Here is a 25,304-nt window from a genome sequence, read left to right as displayed (position 1 = left end):
GCAAAGAAGACCGAGGCCGCGCAGCGGCTTCGTCGAGGATCTTTTGCATGAAAAACATCGCCCAATTCTTCGTCGACCGGCCGATCATGGCCGCCGTGCTGTCGCTGCTGTTCGTGATCACCGGCTCCATCGCGGTGTTCCAGCTGCCGATCAGCGAATACCCGGAAGTGGTGCCGCCCACCGTGGTGGTGCACGCCAGCTATCCCGGTGCCAACCCGAAAGTGATCGCGCAAACCGTCGCCACGCCGCTGGAGGAACAGATCAACGGCGCCGAAGGCATGCTGTACACCTCCTCGCAGGCCACCAGTGACGGCAGCCTGACGCTGACCGTGACGTTCGCGCTGGGCACCGATCTCAACAACGCCCAGGTCGACGTGCAGAACCGCGTGGCGCAGGCCCTGCCGAAACTGCCGGAGGAAGTGCAGCGGCTCGGCGTCACCACGCAGAAGAGTTCGCCCGACCTGACCATGGTCGTGCATCTCACCTCGCCCGATCAGCGCTACGACATGTTGTATCTGTCGAACTACGCGCGATTGCACGTGAAGGATGTGCTGGGCCGGCTCGACGGCATCGGCGACGTGCAGATCTTCGGTGCCGGCGAGTACTCGATGCGGGTGTGGCTGGACCCGCAGAAGCTGGCGCAGCGCTCGCTCACCACCGGCGACGTGATCAACGCGATCCGCGAGCAGAACGTGCAGGTCGCCGCCGGCGCGCTGAATGCGCCGCCCGGCCCGAGCAACAATGCGTTCCAGCTCAACATCAACACCCGCGGCCGGCTGGTCAGCGAGGACGACTTCCGCAACATCATCGTGCGCACCGATGCGAACGGCGGCGTGACGCATCTGAGTGATGTCGCCAAGGTCGACCTCGGCTCGAACAACTACGCGCTGCGCAGCCTGCTCGACAACAAGCCGGCGGTGGCGCTGCCGATCTTCGCGCGGCCGGGCTCCAACGCGATCCAGATCTCCGACGAAGTGCGCGCCACGATGGCGCAGCTGAAGCAGGATTTCCCGCAAGGCGTCGACTATTCGATCGTGTACGACCCGACCGTGTTCGTGCGCGGCTCGATCGAGGCGGTGGCGCACACGCTGCTGGAAGCGATCCTGCTGGTGGTGCTGGTGGTGATCCTGTTCCTGCAGACCTGGCGCGCCTCGATCATCCCGCTGGTGGCGGTGCCGGTGTCGCTGATCGGCACCTTCGCGGTGATGCACCTGGCCGGCTTCTCGCTCAATGCCTTGAGCCTGTTCGGACTGGTGCTGGCGATCGGCATCGTGGTCGATGACGCGATCGTGGTGGTGGAGAACGTCGAGCGGCATATCGAACTGGGCGAGTCGCCACGCAACGCCACACGCAAGGCGATGCACGAAGTCACCGGCCCGATCGTGGCGACCGCGCTGGTGCTGTGCGCGGTGTTCATCCCGACCGCCTTCGTCAGCGGCCTCACCGGTCAGTTCTATCGCCAGTTCGCGCTGACCATCGCGATCTCCACGGTGATCTCCGCGTTCAATTCGCTGACCCTGAGCCCGGCGCTGGCCGCCGTGCTGCTGAAACCGCATGACGCGCCGAAGGACCGCCTCACCCGCGGCATCGACCGTGCGTTCGGCTGGCTGTTCCGTCCGTTCAACCGGATGTTCCATCGCGGTTCGGAGCGCTACGTGGGCGGCGTCAAGCGCATCGTCGGCAAGGGCAAGCTGGCGCTGGTGGTCTATGCCGGCCTGATCGCGCTGACCTGGTTCGGCTTCTCGCACGTGCCGACCGGTTTCGTGCCGGGCCAGGACAAGCAGTACCTGGTGGCGTTCGCCCAGCTGCCCGACGCGGCGTCACTCGATCGTTCGGACAACGTCATCCGGCGCATGAGCGCGATCGCGCTGAAGCAGCCGGGCGTGGAACACGCGGTGGCCTTCCCCGGCCTGTCGATCAACGGTTTCACCAACTCGACCAATTCCGGCATCGTGTTCGTCACGCTGAAGCCGTTCGAGGATCGGCGCAGCGCGGATCTTTCCGCCGGTGCGATCGCCGGTGCGCTGAACCAGAAGTTCGGCGCGATCCAGGACGCCTACATCGCCGTGTTCCCGCCGCCGCCGGTCATGGGGCTGGGCACGATCGGCGGATTCCGCATGCAGATCGAGGATCGCAGCGATCGCGGTTTCGACGAGCTGTACAAACAGACCCAGAACCTGATCGCCGCTAGCCGGAAAGACCCTGCACTGGCCGGACTGTTCTCCAGCTTCCAGGTCAGCGTGCCGCAGGTGGATGCCGACGTGAACCGCGAGAAGGCCAAGGCCGAGGGCGTGAACCTGGGCGACGTCTACCAGACCATGCAGGCCTACATGGGCTCGCTCTACGTCAACGACTTCAACCGTTTCGGCCGTACCTACCAGGTGAACGTGTCGGCCGACCCGGCGTTCCGCCACACGCCCGAGGACATCCTGCAACTGAAGACGCGCAACGCGCAGGGCCAGATGGTGCCGCTGGGCTCGTTCGTCACCGTGCAGCACGGTGCCGGCCCGGACCGCGTGCAGCACTACAACGGTTATCCGACCGCCGAGATCAATGGCGGCCCGGCGCCCGGCTTCAGTTCCGGCCAGGCGCAGGCGGCCATGGAAAAGCTGGCCAAGGACAACCTGCCCAACGGCATGAGCTTCGAGTGGACCGAGCTGACCTACCAGCAGATCCTCGCCGGCAACACCGCGATCCTGGTGTTCCCGCTGTGCGTGCTGCTGGTGTTCCTGGTGCTGTCGTCGCTGTACGAGAGCTGGTCGTTGCCGCTGGCGGTGATCCTGATCGTGCCGATGGTGCTGTTGTCCGCGATCGCCGGCGTGTGGCTGTCCGGTGGCGACAACAACATCTTCACCCAGATCGGATTGATCGTCTTGGTCGGACTGGCGTGCAAGAACGCGATCCTGATCGTGGAGTTCGCCCGCGAACGCCAGCATGAAGGCATGGCCCGCCACGAAGCCGTGCTGGAAGCGGCGAAGCTGCGCCTGCGGCCGATCCTGATGACGTCGTTCGCTTTCATCATGGGCGTGGTGCCGCTGGTCACCTCGCACGGTGCCGGTGCCGAGATGCGCCATGCGATGGGTGTGGCGGTGTTCTCCGGCATGCTCGGCGTGACCATCTTCGGGCTGATCTACACACCGCTGTTCTACGTATTGATTCGCGCCTTGGTCGAGCGCCGCGAGGCGCGCGCGGCCGAACGCGCCGCCGCGCATGCGCTGCCGGCGCTGGAGAACCACTGATGAAAACACTCGTGCATGACATGCCGCTGAACACCTTCGCGAGCCACCTTTTCGCTCGTCATCCCAGCGAAAGCTGGGATCCAGCGCCTTCGGCTCCTACCACACACAGTCACTGGATTCCTGCTTTCGCAGGAATGACGAAGGTGGTGCGAGGTGCGCTGCTGGTCACGGCCCTGACGCTGCTGGCCGCTTGCGCCAGCGTGGGTCCCGACTACCACGCAGCGAAGATTGCCGCGCCGCAATTGCAGGGACTGGATGCGGCGCAGGAAAACAACGCGCAGTTCCAGGCCACGTGGTGGAAGCAGTTCAACGATCCCACCCTGGACGCGCTGATCCAGCGCGCCGCGGCCAACAACCTGGACCTGCGCATCGCCGTGGCGCGGCTGCATGAAGCGCGTGCGCTGCTCAGCGGCGCGAAGTCCGAGCAGCTGCCGACCATCGACACCGGCGTGAACTACACGCGCAGTCGCGGCCAGCAACCGGGCTTCAGCGATCAACGCCGCACCACGACGACCTACCAGGCCGGCTTCGATGCGTCGTGGGAGCTGGACCTGTTCGGCGGCGTGCGCCGTTCGGTGGAAGCGGCCGGTGCCGACCTCGGCGCCAGCGAGGCCGCGCTGCACGACGCGCAGGTCAGCCTGCTGGCCGAGGTCGCGCGCAATTATTTCGAGTTGCGCGGCAGCCAGTCGCGGCTCGACATCGCCCAGCGCGACATCGAGAACCAGCGGCAGACCCTGCACCTGACCGAGGTGCGCCAGCAGCTCGGCGCCGGCTCCGAACAGGATGTGGCCAGCGCGAAAGCGCGCCTCAGCGCCGTGCAGGCGCAGCTGCCGGTGCTGCAGACCGCGGTGAGCGCGAGTGAATTCCGCCTGGCGGTGCTGCTGGGCGAGCGACCGGGCGAGCTCGACATCGACGTGTCGCCGAAGAGCTTCACGCCGATTGCAGCGACCTTGCCGATCGGCGACGCCGGCGACGTGCTCGCACGCCGTCCGGACGTCCAGATGGCCGAACGCGAATACGCCGCCGCCAATGCGCGCATCGGCGTGGCCAAGGCCGACTTCTTCCCGCACATCTCGCTGGGCGGTTTCCTCGGCTTCCTGTCCGGGCGCAGCAACGACTTCGGCAGCCCGTCGACGCGCGCGTGGACGCTGGCGCCCAGCATCAGCTGGCCCGGCCTCAACGTGCAGCGCGTGCGCGCGAACCTGCACGCCAGCGAGGCACGCACCGACGCGGCGCAGGCGAACTACCAGCGCACCGTGCTGGAAGCGATCGAGGACATCGACAACGCGGTCACCGGCTTCAACCAGCAACGCATCCGCGTGAACCACCTGATCGAGCAGGGCACGCAGAGCAAGCGCGCCGCCGACCTCGCCCGCGTGCGCTACCAGGAAGGCGCCACCGGTTTCCTCGAACTGCTCGATGCCGAACGCACCCAGCTCGCCGCCGAGGACGACCTGGCCCAGGCCGAGGCAGCGATCAACACGCGCGCCGTCGCGCTGTACAAGGCGCTCGGCGGTGGCTGGCAGGCATGTGGCGACGAACACTGCAGCGCGGTGGCACAGCGCGGCGCCGCCCCATGAGCCGGCCGGCGCGTCGCGTGCCGGCGGCAACGCCGGCGATCACGCCGACCTATCGCGTGGCGCTGGTCAGCGGCGCCAACCGCGGCCTCGGCTTCGAGGTGGCGCGCCAGCTCAGCGAGCACGGCATGACCGTGCTGCTGGGCTCGCGCGATCCCGACAAGGGCCTGCACGCGGCGCGCCAGCTCGCCGGCGCGTCCGGCGAGGTGATCGCGGTACAGCTCGACGTCACGCAGCAGGAGCAGGTCGACACGCTGGCGCGCTGGATCGAGATCACCTACGGCCGGCTCGACGTGCTGGTCAACAACGCCGGCGGCTACTACGACCACGACGGGCTGGCCAGTGACGGCGACCTCACACTTGCATGGGGCGCGATGCAGACCCACCTGTTCGGCAGCTGGCGGCTGACCAGCGCGATGCTGCCGCTGATGCGCCGGCACGGCTACGGCCGCATCGTCAACGTGTCCAGCGGCTGCGGTGCCAGCGGTTCGAGCAGCAACCACTGCGTGGCCTATCGCACCTCCAAGTCCGCGCTCAACACTTATACGCGTACGCTGGCGGCGGAGCTGGAGGGCAGCGGCATCGCGGTCAACGCGGTGTGCCCGGGCTGGGTCGCCACCGACCTGGGCGGTGCCGGCGGTCGACCGGTCAGTATCGGCGCCGCCGGCGTGGTGTGGGCTGCCAGCCTGCCGACGCCGGCGCCGACCGGCCGCTTCTTCCGCGACGGCGAAGTGATCGCGTGGTGATGTAGAGTTTTTAGAGCAGGCCCATGAACCTGCCCGACCATTCGATTCACATCTTGCCCGGTGCCGACGGTCAGGTGCCGTTGTTGCGCTCGCGCTCGTGTTCCTCTCTCAACACCTTGGCGAGATTGGCTACGTACATCGCGTCGGCCATGCTCGGGCCCGGGTCTTCTTCGTCTTGTTCCAGGATCACAGCATAGGCCTCAAGGGCAAGAATGATGTGGGTAAGCTGCTTCTGATTGAGGTCAACATGCATTGCTGCCGCTCCTAGTTCTTGCCAAAGATGTCCGTTCCAAAGTACGAGAAGCCCAGATGCGCTTCCACCAAGCCAAGGAACTCGCGGACGGTCATGTTTCTTGTTACCGTCAACGTGCAGTGCCCGGGAGGATCGTTGTCGAATACAACCTCCAACCCGCTGGGCATGACCTTGCCTTCGTTCATCTTGAACCAATGTATTTGGCGAGTATCTTTGTAGCCCTTCTCTTGGGCCAGTTTGGCCAGCGTTGCTTTTCCGGATTGACCGGTCTGGCTGGTGAGCAAATGGAAGTCCGCCATGACCACGCGCTCGATGAACATCGACAAGCCTTGGCCGGGGCTGACCACCACTTTGTTGGTATCGGCATCCTCGATCTTCCCCGACTTCGCAACTTCGACGTCGCTCCACCTCAGATATATAGCCGCATTTGTCGGCGAGTTTCCCGTGCGATAGGCGTCCCCACTTATCTTGTCGCCTGCGACCCAGATACGATCGCCCGGCTTCAGTTTTCGTTCAACGGCCCGTGCACCGATGCTCTCGTGCGAGTATAGGTCACCCATGAAGACTCTCCTTGTGACACCAGGCGATACCGAATTCTACGAAGCTTGATCTTGCCCCAACAAAGCTTGATCACTCTATCACCCGGCACCCACACCGCAGCCAGAATGGCCCGGAGCGAACGCAAGACACCCTCGTGGCCGCGCGAAGGGACAACGTCGGCAAGCTGCTGATGCGCGTGGCCAACCACTACTTGCCCATCGCGCTGTGCTGCGAATACAGCGCATGCCAGCGGCCGCCCTGGTAGACGAAGATGTCAGAGGAGCGCACGCCGTTCTGCGGCCCCAGCTGCGGGTCGTAGAAGGTGATGATCGCGGTGTCGCCGCGGATCACCACCGATTTCCCCAGCGGGTTCGCCTTCAGCCACGCCTCCACCTTGCGCCGCTCGGCGTCGTTGCCGCGGTTCTTCGCCGCGTGCGCGATGATCGCGGCCTTCGGATGCACCGTGCCGTCGGCGCCGACCGAGCGGTATTCGGGCAGCAGCATGGCATCGAGCCAGGCGCTGTCGCCGGCGAGTTCGGCATCCATCCAGTGCTGATCGACGGCCACCACGGCGGCCTCGGTCTTGCCCGCCTCCTCCAGGCCGGCGGCGCGGGTGACAGTCGCCGCCGTCGTCCATTGCACACCCAGCGCCAGCAAGGCGACGTACGCCATGCCCATGGGAAATCGGTGTTGCTTGCGCATGCTGCCGTCCTCGTGTGCGGCCGGATTGCCGCCGAGCCAGCGTGCCGCGGCCGCGTGCGCCGCTGCATCGACCGGGTGACGGGCGTGCACTGCGCGGTGACGAGCGGCGACATGACGCACTCCAGCGGGTGGTGCGCCGTCCGCATCGGGCAAAACGCCGCTGGCCACCATCGCGGCGCCGCTCGTCACCGCGGCGGCGACGCACGAGACGGGTCGTGCCAGCGTGATCCGATCGGCCACCGGAGAAAACGCATGAAACGATCCATCGCGCTGGGCATGCTGCTGGCGCTCGGACTGGCGGTCCACGCCGCCGCCCGCCCCGACGCGGCGCCCGCGATCTTCGCGCCGGGCAGCATCGCCGGCCCCGCCGACGACGGCGCCGCCGCGTTCACCCCCGACGGCGCCACCGTGTATTTCATGCGCGGCACCGACAGCTTCACCCTGATGGAGGCGCATCGCGTCGGCGGCCGCTGGTCGCCGCCGCGGGCCGCGTCGTTCTCGGGGCACTGGCGCGACCTCGACCCGGCGATGGCGCCGGATGGTTCGTACCTGCTGTTCGTCTCCAATCGCCCAGCCACGCCCGGCGGCCCGGCGCTGGATGCCGTGCGCGCGGGCAAACGCTACGCGGGCAACGGCATGAACCTGTGGCGGGTGGATCGCCGCGGCGACGGCTGGGCCGCGCCGGTGCGCCTGCCCGACACGGTGAACCGCTGCTCGATGACGTTCGCGCCCAGCGTCGCCGCCGACGGCAGCATCTACTTCATCGGCTGCGTCGGCGCGGATGAGAGCCTGCACCTGCTGCGCTCGATCTGGCGCGATGGCCACTACCAGGCGCCATACGCGGTGAAGCTGGGCACGGCGGATGCCCTGATCCGCGATCCGGCGATCGCCCCCGATCGCTCGTTCATCGTGGTGGCGACGAAGCGCCGGGCGCAGCAGCCGTACCGCCTCGCCATCGCCTTCCACACGCGCGAGGGCTGGAGCGCGCTGCAGGATCTCGGCGACGCCGTCAACGGCGGCAAGCACAGCATGGGCGCGCAGCTGGGGCCGGATCGCCACACGCTGTACTTCTACAGCGATCGCCGGCTGCCGCCGTCCGACCCGCGCGCGGCAGCCACGTGGAACAACGGCGCCGACCACATCTGGCAGGTGTCGCTGGCGCCGTGGCTGGATGCACATGCCGCCCAGCGCCACTGACGATCTGCCGATTTCTCCCCACGTTTCTGCCATGGAGCATCCGATGCGTAGCCACTGCCGATTGCCGATCCTCGCCCTGATCCTGGGCAGTGCCCTCGCCGCATCGGCGTGGGCAGCCACGACCGTCGTGCCGCCCCTCGCCGCCGGGCCGTGGGTGCTGGAACACGACGCCTCGCCCGCGTTCACGCCGGACGGCGACACGGTGGTGTTCGCGCGCGGCAACGGCGCCACGCGGCGGCTGTTCGCCGCGCATCGCCACGATGGCGTCTGGTCGCCACCGCAACGCGTGGCGTTCTCGAATCGCTGGATGGATCTGGAGCCGGCGATGGCGCCGGACGGTCGCTACCTGGTGTTCGTCTCCAACCGGCCGGCGAACGGCGCGGGCAAGGCGCTGGACGGCAACTGGGGCGGCCAGGCCTGGCCCGGGCGCGGCGGCAACCTGTGGCGGGTCGATCGCGTGGGCGACGGGTGGGGCACGCCGGTGCGCCTGCCCGACAGCGTGAACCGCAGCAGCACGACGTTCTCGCCCGCGGTGGCGAGCGACGGCAGCGTCTACTTCATGCGCGCGAATTCCGCCGATGGCAGCTTCCGGCTCTACGTGAGCCGCCGCGAAAACGGCCATTACCAGCCGGCGGTCGCGCTGGCGCTTGGCACCGGCGGCGGCCGCTCGGACTTCGATCCCGCGGTGGCGCCGGATCAATCCTTCCTGGTGTTCAGCTCCGACCGACCGCCGGCGCCGGCGAACGGCAACGACCTGTTCATCGCCTTCGCCGTGCCCGGCGGCTGGAGCGCACCGGTGGATCTGGGCATGGCCGGCAGCGAGGCGCGCCTGGGCGCGGATCGCACGATGCTGTATTACACCGCGCCCGACCACCGCATCCATCGCATGTCGCTGGCGCCGTGGTTGCGGCAGCGATCGGCGCGCTGAGCCGCCATGCCGCCCGGTGAGGGACCAGGCCGGCGCCCTGCCGTCCAGCACTGTTCCGTCCGGCGCCACGGCGGCACACTGACGTCCTGGCGCGTCACCCATCGACCGGCGCGCGGGAGCATCGCGTGACCGGCCACGACACCATCCACTGGAAGAAACACGCGCTGGCGTTCGCCTTCTGGACCGGGCTGGCGCTGTCCTATGCGCTGAGCAGCGGGCTGTCCTCGATCAGCGAGGGCTATCCGCCGAACTGGCTGCGTGCGCTGAGCTGGAACCTTTCCAACTTCTGGTTGTGGATGGCACTGGTGCCGCTGATCGGCTGGCTGGGCCGGCAGACCGCCGGCCACGGCTGGCGCCGCTTCCTCGCCGTGCAGGTGCCGGCCAGCCTGGCCGTGGCGCTGCTGCAACTGCTGCCTCACCTGGTGCTGTTCTGGAACCTCAGCGGCCCGGGGCGGATGGCGGTGCACACGCTGGGCGCGTACATCCGCATGGAGTTCGCCTACAGCTTCCACCTGGCCGTGCTCACCTACTGGGTGATCCTGGTGGTGCTGCGCGGGATGGAATCGCGCCGCCATCTGCGCGACGAGCGGCTGCGCAGCACGCAGCTGGAGACCCAACTGGCGCAGGCGCAACTGCAGGCGTTGCGCATGCAGTTGCAGCCGCACTTCCTGTTCAACACGCTCAACGCGATCTCCGCGCTGGCGCTGGCCGACCCGCTGCAGGCGCGGCTGATGATCGCCCGCTTGAGCGACTTCCTGCGGCTCACCCTGGAAGAACGCCACGCGCCGCAGGTGCCGCTGTCGCGTGAACTGGAATTCCTCGCCTGCTACCTCGGCATCCAGCAGGTGCGCTTCCAGGATCGACTCAGCACCGAGCTGGACGTGGCCGACGACACGCTGGCCGCCGCGGTGCCGAACCTGATCCTGCAACCCCTGGTGGAAAACGCGCTGCGCCACGGCCTGCAGGACAAGCCCGGTGCCGGCACCCTGCGCGTTTCCACGCGGCGCGACGGCGACCAGCTGCAGCTGCGCGTGGACGACGACGGCCTCGGCCTGCCGCCGGCCGGCACCGCCGAAGGCATCGGACTGGGCAACACCCGCTCGCGCCTGCACATGCTGTTCGGCGACGCGGCGCAACTCGTGCTCAGTGCCATCCCCGGCGGCGGCACCCGCGCCGAAGTGCGCCTGCCCTACACCGAGCACGCCGCATGAGCGTGCCGCGCCTGCGCGCCGTGCTGATCGACGACGAGGTGCTGGCCCGCCTCGCCCTGCGCCAGGCGCTGGCCACGCACGACGAGGTGGAAATCGTCGGCGAATGCGGCAACGCCGCCGAGGCGATGCAGGCCGTGCGCGTGCTGCGCCCCGACCTGCTGTTCCTCGACATCCAGATGCCCGGCATGGACGGCTTCGAACTGCTCGACGAACTGGCCCCCGACCGCCTGCCGCTGGTGGTCTTCGCCACCGCCTTCGCCGAACACGCGCTGCGCGCGTTCGACGCGATGGCGCTGGACTACGTGCTCAAGCCGATCGAACAGGCCCGCTTCGACCAGGCCATGGCGCGCGTCAACCAGCACTGGCAAGGCCTGCACGCCACCGCCGGCCCGGCCATCGAAAGCACGCCCGCCGAAGGCTACGCCCAACGCCTCAGCGTGCGCCACGGCGAACACATCCGCGTGCTCGCCGTCGACGACATCGACTGGATCCGCGCCGACGGCAACTACCTGCACATCCACGTCGGCCCGGTGCGCTACCTGCACCGCGACACCCTGCGCCACATACTGGCGCAACTTGATCCCGCACAATTCCTGCGCATCCACCGCGGCACGTTGGTCAACCTGGCGCGCGTGCGCGAGGTGCATCCGATGTTCAAGGGTGGCGCGGAAGTGGTGCTGCATGACGGCACGCGGCTGGATCTGAGTCGGCGGTTTCGGGCCGGTGCGCGGAGCGTGCTCGGGTTGCGTTGAAACACGTCGCATTGTCGCCGGCGAGCGTTGTCACCCATCCGCGTTGCGCACTACTCTTGCGGCAAGTTGGCGTGCCTCCTTCGGCGAAATGCCACTGATTCCGGCTGATGCACCACAGGGAGATGAAGATGGACACAGGAAGTCCAAACCTCGCGGCACCCCCAGCGGACACGACACAGGACATCCTCGAGCTGACGGTCGAAGCCAACCTGATCGTCGCGACCGACGTGCAAGCCAATGCCTACGAACTCAGGAGCGAGTTTCTTATGCAGCGGCGCCTGGCGCGGGTGCGCTATCAAAACGGCGTGACCTAGCCGGCCAAGGCGAAGAAGCTCCGCGCCGACGCGAACCGCAAGGTGAGGCATTCGCGCACACTTGCCCGCAACATCTCGAAGGCTACTGGCCACACCAAGCACGCCCAGGCCGATGCGCATCACATCGTAGCTGTCGCAGACAAACGCGCGAGCCGTTCGCGTGCACTGCTCTTCCGCTGGGCATAGGCATCAACGACGCAGACAACGGCTCGTACCTCCCAAAGAAATGGACGTCAGTGGTCCCTGGTCTCGATGCGGCAACAGCGCACGAAGTCATTCACACGACGGTTTACCACCTGGCGGTGACATCGAGGCTGACCCTCGCAAAGCCATCGAACCAGGCAAATGGCCGCAAGGCGCTGCGAGACATCCGCTACGACATTCTCAATGACGACTTCGACTACTGAGGTGATGGAAGTGAAGGTATGGGAACTCAAAAGCGGCTCCGTCAATGACTTCGCGCCGCTGGTCTTTGCCAGCGACAAAGACGTCGAGTCGGGCATGTTCGACGCCACTGGCGCCAACCTCTCCTGGTCAAGCAAGCCCAAGGTCGAAGTGTTCGTCGAACCTGGAAAGAAGAAACCCAAGCCGCTGGCGGACGTCAGTGCGCTGACGCCTGGTGCCTTGGTCATGAATGACAAGTCGAAGACGGCGCTCGAGCCCTTCCTGTCACGTTTCGGGCAGTTCTTGGAGATGGACTGCGCGGGTGAATCGCGCTGGTTCTACAACGTGACGAATCTCATCCCATGCATCGACGAGGCTCGCTCGGCCAAGCGTCCGAGCGGCTCGATCGTGAAAGAAGCATTCATTGAGGAACGGGTGCCAGTCGACGCGGCCGTGTTCAAGGACCCGCTGACCGCCGCCGCGGTGCTCTATGTCAACGAAGCGGGCAAGGCTGCTCTGGAAACCATCATTGCCGATGCCGCCATTGTGGGCATGGCCTTTACCGAACCCGGTCCACCGCCGAAAAAGCCCCGCCCGCGTTACTGAGCCAACCTCAAGGGCCAGAGTGAACTTTCTCTGCGAACATGTGATTCGACCTGCTTCCGCCTACTCCATGGTTCGGCATACCGCTGCAACTACTGGTAGAGATGCGCCTGGATCGCGATGAAGGCCTCGCGTATTGCGGGCACCGGGCCGAGCAGGCGCTTGGCATCGTTGGTGCCACCGTAGCGGATGCGCAGGAAGTCGGCGATTTTCCTTGATGCCAGCTCGTCCACGCCGTGTTTCTCGTAGGCCTCCAGCACGTAGTCGAGGAAGCCGCGCATCTCTCGCTGGTAGCCATCCAGTCCCGTCGCGCGCGCACTACCGGCGCGTTCGTGGCGCGACAACGGCGCCAGCGTGAAGCGGACATAGGCCAGCACGTCAAAGATGTCGCTGTTGGGGGCGTCGATCAGGCGCCGCATGTCGTCCAGACGATCAGCATCGTAGCCGAGATCCTTCAACCGCTGCTGGAAGGCTTCGCGCCGATCAGGGTCGCTCCATACCGCACGCAAATCTTCTTCCGAGGCAACCAGATTGTTGAGGTCGCCAAACAGCTGCTGCATGAATTCCTGCGCAGTGATCTGCCGGCCCTCGTGCCAATACGTGGTGGCGGCGAGGTAGCGGATCGAGCGCTCCTTGCCATCGGCCAGCTTCACCACGACCTTCGCCACGGGCTCCGGGGGGTTCTCGACGCCACCGGTGCGCGGCGGCAGGTCATCCGGTTTCGTCGGCGTTTTCGGTTCGCGCGGCTCATCCGGCGGCAACGGCTCGCCATCCCACTCGGGGTCTTCGAACTTCTCGTAGCCCTTCACGAAATCGTAGATGGTGAAGAAGTCCTTGCCGTCGAAGGTGCGCGTGCCGCGGCCGATGATCTGCTTGAACTCGATCATCGACTTGATCGGGCGCAGCAGCACGATGTTGCGCACATTGCGCGCATCGACGCCGGTGGAGAGTTTCTTCGACGTGGTGAGGATCGTCGGCAGCGTCTTCTCGTTGTCCTGGAACTCGCGCAGATGCTGCTCGCCAAGCTTGCCGTCGTCGGCGGTCACCCGCTCGCAGTAATGCGGGTCGGGGTTGTCCTTGATCTGGTTGATCGCGTTGCGCACGCGCGCGGCGTGGTCCTGCGTGGCGCAGAACACCAGGGTCTTCTGGCGCTGGTCGATCTGGTCCATGAACTCGTGCACGCGGCTTTCCTCGCGCGCATCGATGATGATCTTCGTGTTGAAGTCGGCCTCGGTGTATTCCTTGTCCGGGTCGATCTCGCCGCCGATCACCTCGTCCTCGTCGGAGTACGTGTAGCTGTCCAGCGTGCTGGCCATCTGGCGCACCTTGAACGGGGTGAGGAAGCCGTCGCCGATGCCTTCCTTGAGCGCGTAGCTGTACACCGGGTCGCCGAAATAACGGTAGGTGTCCACGTTCGCGTCGCGCTTGGGCGTGGCGGTCATGCCCAGCTGCACGGCGGGCGCAAAGTATTCGAGGATGCCGCGCCAGCTGCTTTCGTCGCGGGCACCGCCGCGATGGCATTCGTCGATGACGATGAAGTCGAAGAAGTCCGGCGGATAGCCTTCGAAGGTGAACTGCGGTTCGCCGTCCTGGTCCGTACCGGTCATGAAGGTCTGGAAGATGGTGAAGAACACGCTGGCATTCTTCGGAATCCGGCCCTGCTTGCGGATTTCGTCCGGGCTGATGCGGCACAGCGCGTCGGGCGCAAACGCGCTGAACGCGTTGTAGGCCTGGTCAGCCAGGATGTTGCGGTCGGCCAGGAACAGGATGCGCGGACGGCGCACCGGATCACGGCTCAGGTTCCAGCTGGACTCGAACAGCTTCCACGCGATCTGGAACGCAATGGAGGTCTTGCCGGTACCGGTCGCCAGGGGCAACAGGATGCGCTGCTCGCCCTTGGCGATCGCCTCCAGCACCGCGGTGATCGCGTTGTGCTGGTAATAGCGCGGCTGCCATTTGCCGCCGCCGGTCTCGAACGGTACCGCACCGAAACGGTCGCGCCAGTCGTTGCCCTCGGGGAAGCAGCGCGCCCACAGCTCCTGCGGCGAGGGAAACGGCAAGGCGATATCGCCTTCCGTGCCGGTGATCATGTCGATGGCATACCAGCCGATGCCATTGCTGGCGTAGGCAAAGCGCGCCTGCAGCCGCGTGGCGTAGTCCTTAGCCTGGCCCACACCCACCGTGTGGCCAAGGCCGGCGCGCTTGGCCTCGATCACCGCCAGCTTGCGGTCGCGGTAGCTCAGCACGTAATCGGCTGAAAGTGGATTGGCCCGACCGCCGCCGCCGGTGATGCGGCCGGGGCAGATCAGCTCGCGATGCACGCGCGATCCCTCGACCACGCCCCAGCCGGCCTCGCGCAGCACCGGGTCGATGCGGTTGGCGCGGGTGTCCGCTTCGGTCTCATTCATTGCTCGCGTAGCCCCCTTCGCGTTGCGCACGAATGGCAAGTACCAAGGCCGTATCGATCAGCGGCAGATATCGATACAGCGCAATGTATCCCCGTGTTCCATGGCCAATGACCAATTCACGTTTGTCGTCACCGGCCGGGCGGCCGATAAACGGGTTGTCGGCGAGTACGTCGAAGGCGCTGATGATTTCATCTGCCCGGGTCTCGGCGGCATCGCTCTCATGACGACGCAAATGGTCCACGATGCGTTCGAGATCCCCGATGACTCCGGGCGCCAGCCTGACGCGCGTCACCTTAGCGATCCAGCTTGCGGGCCACCGGCCGCTTCACGGCTTTTCCGGCGAGGCGATCCTTGAGATAGCTGCGCGCCTCCTCCCACGGAATGCTCTTTCCGGACTCCAGGAACTCGGCATAGCGCTGATCCGCCAGGGCGTGGAACGCGGCACGCTGCTCGGCCAGATCGGTCTTTTCCGCGATCGCTTCCAGGATGAAATTGTGCGAGGTCGTGCCCGCCTGTTCCGCCGCTTCGGCAACGCGGGCCTTGAGCTCATCGGGCAGGCGGATGGTGGTGGTGCTCATGAAACGCTCCGGGGCCGGATCATCCCGCAGCAATGTAGCACGTTTGTGTTACATGGGCAGACGAGCGGGGGCGTCGGCCAGATCGCGCAGGATGGCATGCGCCGTCTCCGGATCGCCGTTGAGGAACAGCGACGTTGCCTCGTTCAGCAGCGCCGCTGCAAATGCCGGCTCGCGTTGCGCGCGCTCCATGATGGTCTGCTTGAAGTCTCTGGTCAGCGTCATGATCCACTTCGTTTCCGTGCCCGGCAAAAGCGTTGCGTCCTCCTGCGGAGGGCGCGTTACTTCTCTTGAATCGCCACGCATACGTCAGGAGCGTGTGCGAACGGCGAAGCCGCGAAGGGCGCAGGGCAGGATGCCCGGAGTAAGAGAAGTAACCAAGAGAAAGCGACCCTCCTCGGCGCTTGTCGGGCTCGGGCAACCGCTCCTGCGTTGCCTCAACTCGGGCATCCATGCCCTCGGCAGCCCCAATCGACGTGGCAAGACACTACAATCGGTCGCATGCAACCGGCCAACACCCTTCGCTTCGCGTTGAACGATCGCATCCAGAATGCCGAGGTTGCGCTTGCGCAAGAGCAGCTGGCGTTGCCGGGCTTCGAAAATACCCAGAAGGGCTGGGACGAGGCAGCATTCGACGAAATGGTGCGCAAGGGAACGCTGGCATGGGCGGATGTTCCCGATGACTGGTTGGAAAACCTGCGGGTGGCAGACGTGCCGTAGTGAGGTTGCAACAGGTGCAACACCATGTGTTAGCATTACGCCCAACATGGCCCCTGCCTCTTGGTTCCTCGGAACTTACGCGGGGGTTCTTATTGTCCGCGTTCCGCCAACCACCACGACTCCCAGTCATCGGGTGCGCCCATCGCAGCGATTGACAGCTTGCGTTGTGATGTCTGCTCCGGGAAGCCCAAAAGGTGCTCGGCCACGCGATGACGCCATTGGCTTCGAGGGCAGATCGCCTCCATCATGTATCGCACGATGGCCAGATAGACGAACGGTTTGGCCAGCAGGTCACGCTTGCCGGCAAACTGCGCACACCAGCCAGGCGCCGGACCCATCGGCATCTTGGGCTCGGACACCATGTTGCGGTTCCACACCCGGCTGTGATGTGCCACCAGATTGCGCAGATAGCTCAGCGCGCGTACCCAACTGGCGAACACCTTCCAGTCGACGACGCCGTAACGGGCGGCAATGGCCTGCTGGTCGGGCACCTTCATCATCGACAGCAGTTGCGAAACCGCACCGAAGTCCCACACCTCGATAGCCACCCAGAGCGGCATATCGGGGCCATGTTTCTCCCGGTAGTGCTTGACGAAATCTTCCCTCGAACGTTGCACCAGCCCCTGGTGTTTCTGTTGCCACACCGCAAACGCCGTCAGGCCCGAACGCAGCTCGCGCCGGTCGCGAAACGTCGGATGGAAGTTCTGCTCATGCAGATGGGCGAAGGTGTCGATCTTCCCCAGCCGATAGGCCACTTCCACCCGCAGCGACACCTCGATGCGTTCCAGTGCATCGATCAGCAGCCCGCGCAGCTTGCGGTCGAACAGGTACAGATCGAGGGCATCGGAGAACGTGGTTTCCGGCATGAAGTCATCGGTGCGCACCGAACGAATCACGCCGGTTGCCGCATCCTGCTCGTGGCGAAACACCCGGAACGGATACCAGTAAGCGCTGAGCCGGTAGTAGCCGATGCGCTGCAGCCAGGCCAGCGCCCGCACCTCGTCGTGGACGTGCAAGCCACGGGCCTTCAACAGGTCAAGTTGATCGGCGAACGATTTCCACGGGCGGGCGTATGCGGCGTGATCGGGCATGGGCATCCTTGCGGGGTGGAGACTATCTTCGGATTATGCAGCTGACGAGGCTGTGGCCGGAGAAGATTTTAAGCACGAAGGGGCAGCGGAGTTCGGCGTCAGCGATCAGTCGGCCGGGGTGAGGCCGTTGTCCGCGCACCATTCGCGCAGCGCCTGGCGGGTTTGTTCCGCCTCCCATTGATGCCAGGTGTCGAGGCTGTCGTGGCGATCCAGCAGACCCTTGAAGCGGGCGTAGGCGCCGCGATGCGAGAAGATCGCGCAAACCTGCTCGTAGCATGCCGGCAGTTGGGTGCGGGCGAACTCCAGCGCCAGCGGCTTGCCCAGGTCGAGGTCGCGTTTGTTCGGCAACGCCACGTAGCGCGCCGCGTCGTCGATGTCCTCCGGCAACGGCCCGAATTCGTCGAACTCGTCGCTGTGCCAGTGCACCACGCCGGTGTCCCGGCACAGCCACGCCTCTGCGTCGCCGCCCGCATCCAGGAACAGCAGGGCCTCTTCGAGGTCGTCCAGTTTGACCGGTGTTTGCTTGCTCATGGGACCTCCCGTAACTCCAGGGGGATGGCACTGACACAGGCCCAAAACCCCAACTCCCGTCATTCCCGCGAAAGCGGGAATCCAGTGACTTCAGGCTGCCAGAGGCGTGGTTTTCCGAGGCTCGCTCATGCCAGTTCGCCGGCGAAGGCTTTTTGCAGGAGGGATTGGCGGAGGATGGCGAGGTCGGCGAGCTCTTTCTTGTACTCCGATGCAATTTGATCGCACTTCGTCTCGAATGCACTTAAACGTTCTATCAAATGTTGCTCTTCGGTTATCGAAGGTAGAGCTATCTCAAAGGCGCGAAGGTATCCCAAGCCGACGAACTTTTGCGTCGTTCCTTTCGCATCACTTTGCATGCGGCTCCTGACGGTCTTTGAATTCAAAATATAGCGGAGACAGCGACCATCACGACCATCACGCATCTTGAAAAGCGCAACATTCTTGATCGCGAAATCGGGCACCACTTCGACGACGACGGGGTTTCCAATAGTGCCAATCATGGCAAATAGGACGTCCCCCTGATGCACGGCGCTTCTTTTGGAAATAGCCAAGTAGTCCGCTTCGGAGATTAATTTAACTTTGTCGAAGTTCAGGCCGCTGCGACCAAGATTTTTTGATGTGACTAAGGCGCGCCCTTCGTCCAGATATTTAGGACTGTCATGCGTTCCATCTCTGACATCGTAGATTGTGCCCAGCGAAGCGCGGCTCCATGAGCGTTCCCTTTTGTCGAGTTCATCGGTCACTATGCTTTCAAACAGCTGTAGCGAATCCGCCAGATTGGCCTCGGCATGGGCGCGGGCGCGGTCGAGGGCGGCAAAGGCCTGATCGAGCACCGCGACGATCCGCTTCTGGTCATCCAGCGGCGGGAGCGGAAGACGAACTGACCGCAGATTTGTCGCGGACAGTTCCTTAAAGGTAGTGCCAACGCCAAGGTCATCAAGGAGCTTGCGATTTGCAGCAAGAAAGTAATAGAGGTAAATGTGGTCCAAGTTGGCGTTGGGCACGATACCGCGGCATCCTTGGTTGAACGCCATCGGCACCATGTTGATAGCGAGATGCCCGATCGGCGCACGCGTTGATAGGATCACAGAGTTCGCCGGAGCAAGTCGCGCCGATGAGTTAGCCAAGCCCTCTTCGGAAACTGTTCGTGGCGTCGTGGCAATTTCGCGACCATCCATTCGCCCCATGTCTTTCGGAGTGAGCCACGGAACACCTCCAGCCCAGTACTCAGCGATGTTTGATTTGGGCGTACCACCGTTTACGATCTGCGCCACTTCGGACAGCATCACGCTTCCCCAATCTGCTTTCCTTTGTTGTGCTGTTGCCAATATTGCGTTCACAACATCCCCCGAATCTCTTCCAGAATCCCCGCCGTCTCCGCATCTCGCGCCAGCATGTCCGCAATGATCTGCTCCGGACTGCGCAACGCCTCCGCCTCCGGCGCGTTTAGATTCTTCACCGACAGATCCCACGTCGCGGTGTCCAGTTCCTTCACGGCCACCGACCAGCTTTTGGCGCTGTCGGCCTTGTCCGCCTGCAAGGCCACGAATTCGGCCAGATCCTCGTCGTTCAACGGATTGGTCTTGCCCAGCGAGCGGCCCGGATCAAGCTGGTAGTACCAGACCTTGCGCGTCTTGGAACCCTTCTCGAAGAACAGCACCACGGTCTTCACGCCCGCGCCCTGGAAGGTGCCGCTGGGGCAATCCAGTACCGTGTGCAGGTTGCAGCTTTCCAGCAGCTCCTTGCGCAGCGCCACGCTGGCGTTGTCGGTGTTGCTGAGGAAGGTGTTCTTGATCACCACGGCGCCGCGGCCGCCGGCTTTCAGCTTGCGGATGAAGTGCTGCAGGAACAGGTAGGCGGTTTCGCCGGACTTGATCGGGAAGTTTTGCTGCACCTCCTTGCGCTCACCGCCACCGAATGGTGGATTGGCCAGCACGATGTCGTGGCGATCCTTCTGCTGGATGTCGAGCACGTTCTCGCTGAGCGTGTTGGTATGCCGGATGTTGGGCGCGTCGATGCCGTGCAGGATCATGTTCATCACGCCCAGCACGTAGGCCAGCGATTTCTTTTCCTGCCCGTAGAAGCTGCGCCGCTGCAGCGTGTCCCAGTCGGCGGCGGAGAGGTCGTCGCGGCGCATCGCGTTCCACGCTTCGCACAGGAACCCGGCCGAGCCGCAGGCGCCGTCGTAGACGGTTTCGCCGATCTGCGGATTGACCACCTTGATCATGGCGCGGATCAGCGGGCGCGGCGTGTAGTACTCGCCGCCGTTGCGGCCGGCGTTGCCCATGCGCTTGATGCGGGTTTCGTAGAGATCCGACAACTCGTGCTTGGCCTGCTGGCTGCCGAAGTTGAGCTGGTCGATGATCTCCAGCGCGTCGCGCAGCGAGTAGCCAGAGCGGAAGCGGTTGGCGATTTCGGAGAAGATCTCGCCGATCTTGTATTCCAGCGAATCCGGATCTTCGGTGGTTTCGCGGAAGGTCTGCAGGTAGGGGAACAGCTCGCCGTTGACGAACTCAATCAGGTCCTTGCCGGTGCGCGCGGCGTTGAGGTCGGGCGCGCCAGCTTCCGTCTTCGGCGCAGCCCAGGATTGCCAGCGATACGGCTCGTCGAGGATGGGCGAGTACTCGCGGCCTTCCAGCCCGGCCTCGTCCTCCCATTCCTTCTCCATGTCGTCGAGATATTTGAGAAACAGCAGCCACGAGGTCTGTTCGGCGTAGTCCAGCTCGGAAGCCAGGCCCTCGTCGTTCCGCATGACGCGGTCCATGTTGTTGAAGGCGTTTTCGAACATGCGGTGTGGTTTTTCCTGGGTGGGGCCTGACCGGCACGATGGCCTTCGTGACGCACGGGTAGGTCGTCGATCGTGGGCCGCGCCTTGGCGGCAGGTGAACTTGGGATGGTCGGCGGCGCCGTGGGGTTCGTCAAGCAACAGGGTGCGCGGCGCGCGCGGCTGAACCTGCGCCGCCATTTGCCAAGCCGTTCGCACTCGCGGCTTGACGTCGCTAGCAGTTCGGGCATCGCGGCCTGCACGGCGGCGCGAATCGCGCGATAAGGGTTCGGACGGCGGCCGCGGGGGTGGCCGCATCTGCCGGGTGGGGGCCGCCATGAACAAGATCGCCCTGGCCGTACTGACACTCGCCGCGCTCGCGCTGCCGTGCGGTACGGCGCGTGCGGCGGAGGGGTCGGGCGCGCTGCATGCGGCCAGCCACGACGGCACCCGAGCGGCGAGCGCTGGCGTATTCGATGTGGCCATCGCCAAGCTCGACTGGCACCCGCGCCATGGCGGCCTGCTGCTGTCGGTCGGGGCGGTGATCGACGATATCCGCGTGGCCGCCTTGGCCCACCCGCCGGCGCATGACATGAGCGCGTTGAAGGACGCAGAAGTCCAGGCGCGCATGCCGTCGCGTCGCCAGCTTGCCGCGTATCTGGGCATCGGCTACCGCGCGACGGACACGGGCTTCTACGCACAGGCCGGCATGGCAGCGGCGACGGACCTGACTGGCGATCCCCACCACACGCGGAACCAGGCGATCTATCCGGTGCTGGAGCTGGGCTGGTCGTACCGCTTCTAGCCGGGCTGCAACCCGGACATCGTCCCGGCCGGCGCGGCACCGTGCCGGGTCCGGTCGCGCCGATCGTCCCGCGCCGGCTACCGCTGGTCGTCGCGAATGCCCGCTCGTCACAACACGGAAGCGCAAGGGGGCGGCGCGATACAGGCTGGGCGCACCCGCTGACGCGGAACCCAGATGATCAACCGGCCATGTACCGCACGGACAGGCGCGCTGTCTGGCAAACCCGAGGCGGCTCGATCCATCCCCCTGGTTGCAAGGAGGTTGCCGGTGGGCAGGCCGGACATGTCGCACCACCGCTGCATATCGAATGCGGCCGCCTCTGCGCGGCGGCGTCGCTGCCGGCGCCCGCAAGGATGCCATGCCTTCCCGGTTGCTCCACGTGGCTGTCCGCGGAGGATGGCAGTCTCTCCAGCATCGAAACCTGAAAGCGAGGTCATCGCATGACGACTGAACCCGCATCTTCGACGCCGTCATCGATCGACGCCACGCAACGCAGGCTGATCATCGGCATCGCCACGGCGACGTTGCTGCTCCTGATCATCGTGCTCGTCGTCCTGGCTACCGGCGGTCGCCCCGATCCGCCGCATCTGCGCGCCGCCGCGACCGTGCTCGATGGCTCCTGGCGATTCCATGTTGGTGACGACCTGCGCTGGGCCAACGCCGATACGGACGATTCCGATTGGGAGACGATCGACATGACCGCCTTGCCGGGCAGCCACGACGGCGACGTGGGCCTGCCCGATTACGTCGAAGGGTGGGCGGCGCATGGTCACCACGGTTATCACGGCTACGCCTGGTACCGGCGTGCGGTGACGGTGCCGGCGGGGTACGCATCCTGGGTCATCCTCGGGCCGACCCTGGTCGAGGACGGCTACGAGCTGTACTGGAACGGGCAATTGCTGGGTGGGTCGGGCAGGCTGGGCCGGAATCCGCGCTTCGTGGGCACGCGGCCGTTGCTGTTCGCCCTCCCCGCCGATGCGGCGGGCATCCGCGGGGTACTCGCCATCCGCACCTTCATGCTCACCAGAGCCACCTACGGCACGACCGGTGGTGGCATGCACAGTGCGCCCATCCTCGCTCCCCAACCGGCAGGCGCCGCACTGCACCGCGCGCACTGGGAGCGAACCATCGCCGGCTACATCGTCGATGCGATCGAGCCGGTCGCCATGCTGGCCGTCATCGGCCTGGCGCTCGTGGGCTGGCGCCGCAGCAGCCACAAGGGCTTTCTGGTTTTCACTTGCATCGCGCTCGCGCTCACGGCGGAGCGACGCCTCAACAATGCGATCGTCTCGTGGACCGATCTTGAATCGCTGGGAACCTACTCATGGCTGGCCACTGTGATGTGGGCGCCAACGATCGCGGCCTGGGTGCTGGCCTGGAACCGCTGGTGCCTGCGCGCGTGGCGAAGCATCGATGTACTGGCGGTCGTGCTGGCGGTGGTCGGCGTCGCCGGTGCCCTGACCCGTTCGGCAAGCCTGAACAGCGTGTGCCGACTCGGGTTGCTCGCGCTGATGGTCGTCATTGCCATACGCATGGTCCACAGCGGCCCGATGCGGATGCTCTCGCTCGTCACGCTGGCATCGATCATGGCCGGACTGTTCGGCGGCGAGCTGCTCGATCCCATCGGCGTGCCGGGCATCTGGTTCCCGTTCGGCATCGGCGTGTCGCGTACGCAGTACATCTACGCGATCGCCATCCCGCTTCTGGCTGTGCTTGTCGTACGAACCCTGGCCTCAAACAAGGCGCTCTTCCCGCATGCTTCTCGCGGGCGCAGCGGCTGAAGTGCGATGCCTGCCTTCGCAGGCATGACGAGGCGGGTGGGGTGGTGCCGGCTGCCCCGCGCCGGCTGCCGCTGGTCACGGCGGGTCTCCGTTCGTCACAAAGCGGCAGCGGCGTGCCGACGCCGCTGCGCAGACTCCGCCACACCATCATCGCATCGAGGAACACGCATGGCCCGTCGCATGTTCGCTCCGTTCGCCTGCAGTCTCCTCGCCCTGACGCTGTGCGGCACCGGCACCGCCCGCGCCGCCGACACGACACCCGCCACACCGGAAATCTTCGCGCCCGGCGCGATCTCCGGCCCGGCGGGCGTGGATTGCCTGACCTTCGCGCCCGACGGCGCCACCGTCTACTTCGACCAGCAGGCGGGCTGGAACGGCTTCATCATGGAATCGCACAAGGTAGGCGATACCTGGTCGACGCCGCAGATCGCGCCGTTCTCCGGGCAGTGGCAGGACCACGATCCGGCGATGGCACCGGACGGCTCGTTCCTGGTGTACACGTCCAACCGGGCCGACGTGGCCGGCGGGCCGGCGCTGCATGGCGGCCACCTGTGGCGGGTCGATCGCCGTGGCGACGGCTGGGGCGAGCCGGTGCGATTGCCCGACACGGTGAACGTGGGCACCAGCGTCTACGCGCCGAGCGTGGCGGCCAACGGCGACGTGTACTACCAGCGGCGCGACGAGACCACGCACGAGTTCCATCTCTACCGCACGGCCTGGCGCGACGGCCGTTACCAGTCGCCGCAGCGCCTGGCGCTGGGCGATCCGGCGGCGCACGAGCTGGACCCGGCGATCGCGCCCGATCAGTCGTTCATCGTGTTCGACGCCAACTACGCCGGCAAGGACAAGCCCGACCGGCTGTACATCGCCTTCCGCGAAGGCGACGGCTGGAGCACGCCGGTCGACCTCGGCGATGCGGTGAACCGCTACGAGCCGTGGGGCTCGCACCTGGGCCCGGACGCCCGCACGCTGTACTTCACCAGCAACTACACGGCGAAGGTGGGCTACCCGCGCACGAGCGCGCAGGCACACGCGGACCTGGCGCGCATGCGCGCGTGGGACAACGGCAGCAACCACATCTGGAAAGTGTCGCTGGCGCCGTGGCTCGACGCGCACCACGACCGGTGAGTCCATTCATCGCAGGAACCATCATGTCCGCACGCAAACTCTCCCTGGCCGCCTGCCTCGCGGCCATGCTCGCCGCGCTGCCTGCCGCGCGCGCGGCAATCCCCGGCGAACTGCTCGGCCCCGGGGTGATTTCCACCGGCCTGCAGGAAACCTCGGTCGCGCTGACGCGGGACGGGAGCACGCTGTATTTCATGCGCTCGGATTTCGGCGAAGCCGACGACACCATCATGGTCTCGCATCGCGCGAACGGCCGCTGGTCGACGCCGCAGGTGGCCGCATTCTCCGGCCAGTGGCACGATTCCGAACCTACGCTGTCGCCGGACGGCGGGCGCCTGTACTTCGTCTCCAACCGGCCGCCGCGACCGGGTGCCGCGCCGGTCAGCGCGACGATGAACGGGCGACCCTTTACCGGCACCAACCTCTGGTACGTCGAACAGCAGGCGCACGGCGGATGGGGCGCGCCGATACACGTCGACGGCGCGCTCAACGACGGCGCGATGATCTACAACCCGTCGGTGGCGGCGAACGGCGACATCTATTTCTCGGCGCATCGCGCGGATTCCGGCAAGGCGTACCAGATCTACGTGGCGCGCGACCACGGCCGCGCCACGCCCGAGCGGCTGCCGCTGGGCGACCCGGCGCGCAACCGCATGGACCCGGCGATCGACCCCGCGGGACGCTTCCTGCTCTACGCCGGCGACGAGGGCGATGCGCTGGGCCGCGCCGACATCTACATCGTGTTCCGCCAGCCCGACGGCGGCTGGGGCAGGCCCGCGCACCTGGGCGAGGGGATCAACAGCCGCACGCTGGAGAACGCGCCCTCGCTGGGGCCGGCGTTCGGCGAGCTGTTCGTGTCGAGCAACCGCCGCGAGGAGGTGAGCTTTCCCAAACCGCGCGACGACGCAGCCACCCTGCAACGGCGCCTGCAGTCACCATTGAACGGCTCGCGCAACCTCTGGCGCTTCGACATCTCCGCCGTGCTGCGGACGCACGGCATCACGCCGGCGACGGCCGGCACGGCATCGCCTTGAGGAACCTCGCGGGCCAACGATGGA

Annotated in this window: 26 protein-coding genes; 15 read left to right on the top strand and 11 right to left on the bottom strand. The window is 65.8% G+C overall.

What is annotated here, in order from left to right:
- The first annotated feature begins 47 nt into the window (after positions 1–47).
- The 3 genes from ACVCMG_RS10910 to ACVCMG_RS10900 all read left to right on the top strand — a co-directional run bounded on the left by ACVCMG_RS10910 (position 48) and on the right by ACVCMG_RS10900 (position 5,562).
- A complete protein-coding gene (locus ACVCMG_RS10910) occupies positions 48–3,239 on the top strand; it encodes an efflux RND transporter permease subunit (RefSeq protein ID WP_447114123.1) in 3,192 nt (1,063 codons plus the stop codon).
- Positions 3,240–3,373: 134 nt separating this feature from the next.
- Positions 3,374–4,819 (top strand): efflux transporter outer membrane subunit, encoded by a 1,446-nt coding sequence (locus tag ACVCMG_RS10905; protein ID WP_447114122.1) that lies wholly within the window; start codon positions 3,374–3,376, stop codon positions 4,817–4,819.
- A complete protein-coding gene (locus ACVCMG_RS10900) occupies positions 4,816–5,562 on the top strand; it encodes an SDR family NAD(P)-dependent oxidoreductase (protein WP_447114121.1) in 747 nt (248 codons plus the stop codon). The genes ACVCMG_RS10905 and ACVCMG_RS10900 overlap by 4 nt, the downstream gene beginning before the upstream one ends.
- A gap of 70 nt (positions 5,563–5,632) precedes the next feature.
- Here the strand turns inward: ACVCMG_RS10900 and ACVCMG_RS10895 are convergent, their stop codons facing one another.
- The 3 genes from ACVCMG_RS10895 to ACVCMG_RS10885 all read right to left on the bottom strand — a co-directional run bounded on the left by ACVCMG_RS10895 (position 5,633) and on the right by ACVCMG_RS10885 (position 7,057).
- A complete protein-coding gene (locus ACVCMG_RS10895; protein ID WP_447114120.1) occupies positions 5,633–5,815 on the bottom strand; it encodes a hypothetical protein in 183 nt (60 codons plus the stop codon).
- Positions 5,816–5,826: 11 nt separating this feature from the next.
- Positions 5,827–6,375 carry a hypothetical protein gene (locus ACVCMG_RS10890; RefSeq protein WP_447114119.1) on the bottom strand — a complete coding sequence of 183 codons (549 nt, stop codon included), beginning with the start codon at positions 6,373–6,375 and terminating at the stop codon, positions 5,827–5,829.
- A 187-nt stretch (positions 6,376–6,562) separates the two neighbouring features.
- Positions 6,563–7,057 carry a nuclear transport factor 2 family protein gene (locus ACVCMG_RS10885; protein ID WP_447114118.1) on the bottom strand — a complete coding sequence of 165 codons (495 nt, stop codon included), beginning with the start codon at positions 7,055–7,057 and terminating at the stop codon, positions 6,563–6,565.
- A gap of 252 nt (positions 7,058–7,309) precedes the next feature.
- On the opposite strand from ACVCMG_RS10885, the gene ACVCMG_RS10880 reads away from it, so the two are divergent.
- The 7 genes from ACVCMG_RS10880 to ACVCMG_RS10850 all read left to right on the top strand — a co-directional run bounded on the left by ACVCMG_RS10880 (position 7,310) and on the right by ACVCMG_RS10850 (position 12,449).
- Positions 7,310–8,254, top strand: coding sequence for a hypothetical protein (locus ACVCMG_RS10880; RefSeq protein ID WP_447114117.1), 945 nt, complete (start codon positions 7,310–7,312; stop codon positions 8,252–8,254).
- A gap of 43 nt (positions 8,255–8,297) precedes the next feature.
- Positions 8,298–9,182, top strand: coding sequence for a TolB family protein (locus ACVCMG_RS10875; protein ID WP_447114116.1), 885 nt, complete (start codon positions 8,298–8,300; stop codon positions 9,180–9,182).
- A gap of 125 nt (positions 9,183–9,307) precedes the next feature.
- Positions 9,308–10,393: a sensor histidine kinase gene (locus ACVCMG_RS10870; protein ID WP_447114115.1), complete on the top strand. Its 1,086-nt coding sequence runs from the start codon at positions 9,308–9,310 to the stop codon at positions 10,391–10,393.
- Entirely contained in the window at positions 10,390–11,145 is a 756-nt protein-coding gene (locus ACVCMG_RS10865) for a LytR/AlgR family response regulator transcription factor (RefSeq protein ID WP_447114114.1), read from the top strand. The genes ACVCMG_RS10870 and ACVCMG_RS10865 overlap by 4 nt, the downstream gene beginning before the upstream one ends.
- Before the next feature lie 128 nt (positions 11,146–11,273).
- Complete coding sequence (locus ACVCMG_RS10860) at positions 11,274–11,459, top strand: hypothetical protein (RefSeq protein ID WP_447114113.1); 186 nt, start codon at positions 11,274–11,276, stop codon at positions 11,457–11,459.
- 236 nt (positions 11,460–11,695) lie between these two features.
- On the top strand, positions 11,696–11,866 hold the full coding sequence (locus ACVCMG_RS10855) for a hypothetical protein (protein WP_447114112.1): 171 nt from the start codon (positions 11,696–11,698) through the stop codon (positions 11,864–11,866).
- A complete protein-coding gene (locus ACVCMG_RS10850; RefSeq protein ID WP_447114111.1) occupies positions 11,847–12,449 on the top strand; it encodes a hypothetical protein in 603 nt (200 codons plus the stop codon). Before ACVCMG_RS10855 ends, ACVCMG_RS10850 begins: the two co-directional genes overlap by 20 nt.
- 89 nt (positions 12,450–12,538) lie before the next feature.
- On the opposite strand, the gene hsdR is transcribed toward ACVCMG_RS10850, so the two are convergent.
- From hsdR to ACVCMG_RS10830, 4 genes are read right to left on the bottom strand one after another with little or no spacing between them, the layout of a single operon-like run.
- Positions 12,539–14,854: an EcoAI/FtnUII family type I restriction enzme subunit R gene (hsdR, locus tag ACVCMG_RS10845; protein ID WP_447114110.1), complete on the bottom strand. Its 2,316-nt coding sequence runs from the start codon at positions 14,852–14,854 to the stop codon at positions 12,539–12,541.
- On the bottom strand, positions 14,847–15,146 hold the full coding sequence (locus tag ACVCMG_RS10840; protein WP_447114109.1) for a type II toxin-antitoxin system RelE/ParE family toxin: 300 nt from the start codon (positions 15,144–15,146) through the stop codon (positions 14,847–14,849). The genes hsdR and ACVCMG_RS10840 overlap by 8 nt, the downstream gene beginning before the upstream one ends.
- Position 15,147: 1 nt before the next feature.
- Positions 15,148–15,432: a ribbon-helix-helix protein, CopG family gene (locus tag ACVCMG_RS10835; protein WP_447114108.1), complete on the bottom strand. Its 285-nt coding sequence runs from the start codon at positions 15,430–15,432 to the stop codon at positions 15,148–15,150.
- A gap of 48 nt (positions 15,433–15,480) precedes the next feature.
- Positions 15,481–15,654 (bottom strand): hypothetical protein, encoded by a 174-nt coding sequence (locus ACVCMG_RS10830; RefSeq protein ID WP_447114107.1) that lies wholly within the window; start codon positions 15,652–15,654, stop codon positions 15,481–15,483.
- Positions 15,655–15,930: 276 nt separating this feature from the next.
- Here ACVCMG_RS10830 and ACVCMG_RS10825 point away from each other — a divergent pair, with 276 nt between their 5' ends.
- Positions 15,931–16,149: a hypothetical protein gene (locus tag ACVCMG_RS10825; protein WP_447114106.1), complete on the top strand. Its 219-nt coding sequence runs from the start codon at positions 15,931–15,933 to the stop codon at positions 16,147–16,149.
- Between the two features lie 89 nt (positions 16,150–16,238).
- Here ACVCMG_RS10825 and ACVCMG_RS10820 read toward each other — a convergent pair whose 3' ends face one another.
- The 4 genes from ACVCMG_RS10820 to ACVCMG_RS10805 form a co-directional block, all read right to left on the bottom strand.
- Positions 16,239–17,240, bottom strand: coding sequence for an Abi family protein (locus tag ACVCMG_RS10820; RefSeq protein WP_447114105.1), 1,002 nt, complete (start codon positions 17,238–17,240; stop codon positions 16,239–16,241).
- 105 nt (positions 17,241–17,345) lie between these two features.
- Positions 17,346–17,771: a UPF0158 family protein gene (locus tag ACVCMG_RS10815; protein ID WP_447114104.1), complete on the bottom strand. Its 426-nt coding sequence runs from the start codon at positions 17,769–17,771 to the stop codon at positions 17,346–17,348.
- A gap of 125 nt (positions 17,772–17,896) precedes the next feature.
- The gene (locus tag ACVCMG_RS10810) at positions 17,897–19,057 is read right to left on the bottom strand and encodes a restriction endonuclease subunit S (RefSeq protein ID WP_447114103.1); all 1,161 of its coding nucleotides are present in this window, start codon (positions 19,055–19,057) and stop codon (positions 17,897–17,899) included.
- Between the two features lie 50 nt (positions 19,058–19,107).
- On the bottom strand, positions 19,108–20,559 hold the full coding sequence (locus ACVCMG_RS10805) for an N-6 DNA methylase (RefSeq protein WP_447114102.1): 1,452 nt from the start codon (positions 20,557–20,559) through the stop codon (positions 19,108–19,110).
- A gap of 313 nt (positions 20,560–20,872) precedes the next feature.
- Between ACVCMG_RS10805 and ACVCMG_RS10800 the strand changes: the two genes are divergently transcribed.
- The 4 genes from ACVCMG_RS10800 to ACVCMG_RS10785 all read left to right on the top strand — a co-directional run bounded on the left by ACVCMG_RS10800 (position 20,873) and on the right by ACVCMG_RS10785 (position 25,280).
- Positions 20,873–21,340: a hypothetical protein gene (locus tag ACVCMG_RS10800; RefSeq protein ID WP_395120716.1), complete on the top strand. Its 468-nt coding sequence runs from the start codon at positions 20,873–20,875 to the stop codon at positions 21,338–21,340.
- Between the two features lie 440 nt (positions 21,341–21,780).
- Positions 21,781–23,121, top strand: coding sequence for a glycoside hydrolase family 2 (locus ACVCMG_RS10795; RefSeq protein ID WP_447114101.1), 1,341 nt, complete (start codon positions 21,781–21,783; stop codon positions 23,119–23,121).
- Between the two features lie 168 nt (positions 23,122–23,289).
- A complete protein-coding gene (locus ACVCMG_RS10790; protein ID WP_447114100.1) occupies positions 23,290–24,249 on the top strand; it encodes a TolB family protein in 960 nt (319 codons plus the stop codon).
- Between the two features lie 23 nt (positions 24,250–24,272).
- On the top strand, positions 24,273–25,280 hold the full coding sequence (locus ACVCMG_RS10785; RefSeq protein WP_447114099.1) for a TolB family protein: 1,008 nt from the start codon (positions 24,273–24,275) through the stop codon (positions 25,278–25,280).
- Positions 25,281–25,304 lie beyond the last annotated feature (24 nt).

The organism is Rhodanobacter sp. UC4451_H18 (assembly GCF_052978225.1).
This window is presented reverse-complemented; position numbering and strand designations above follow the sequence as displayed.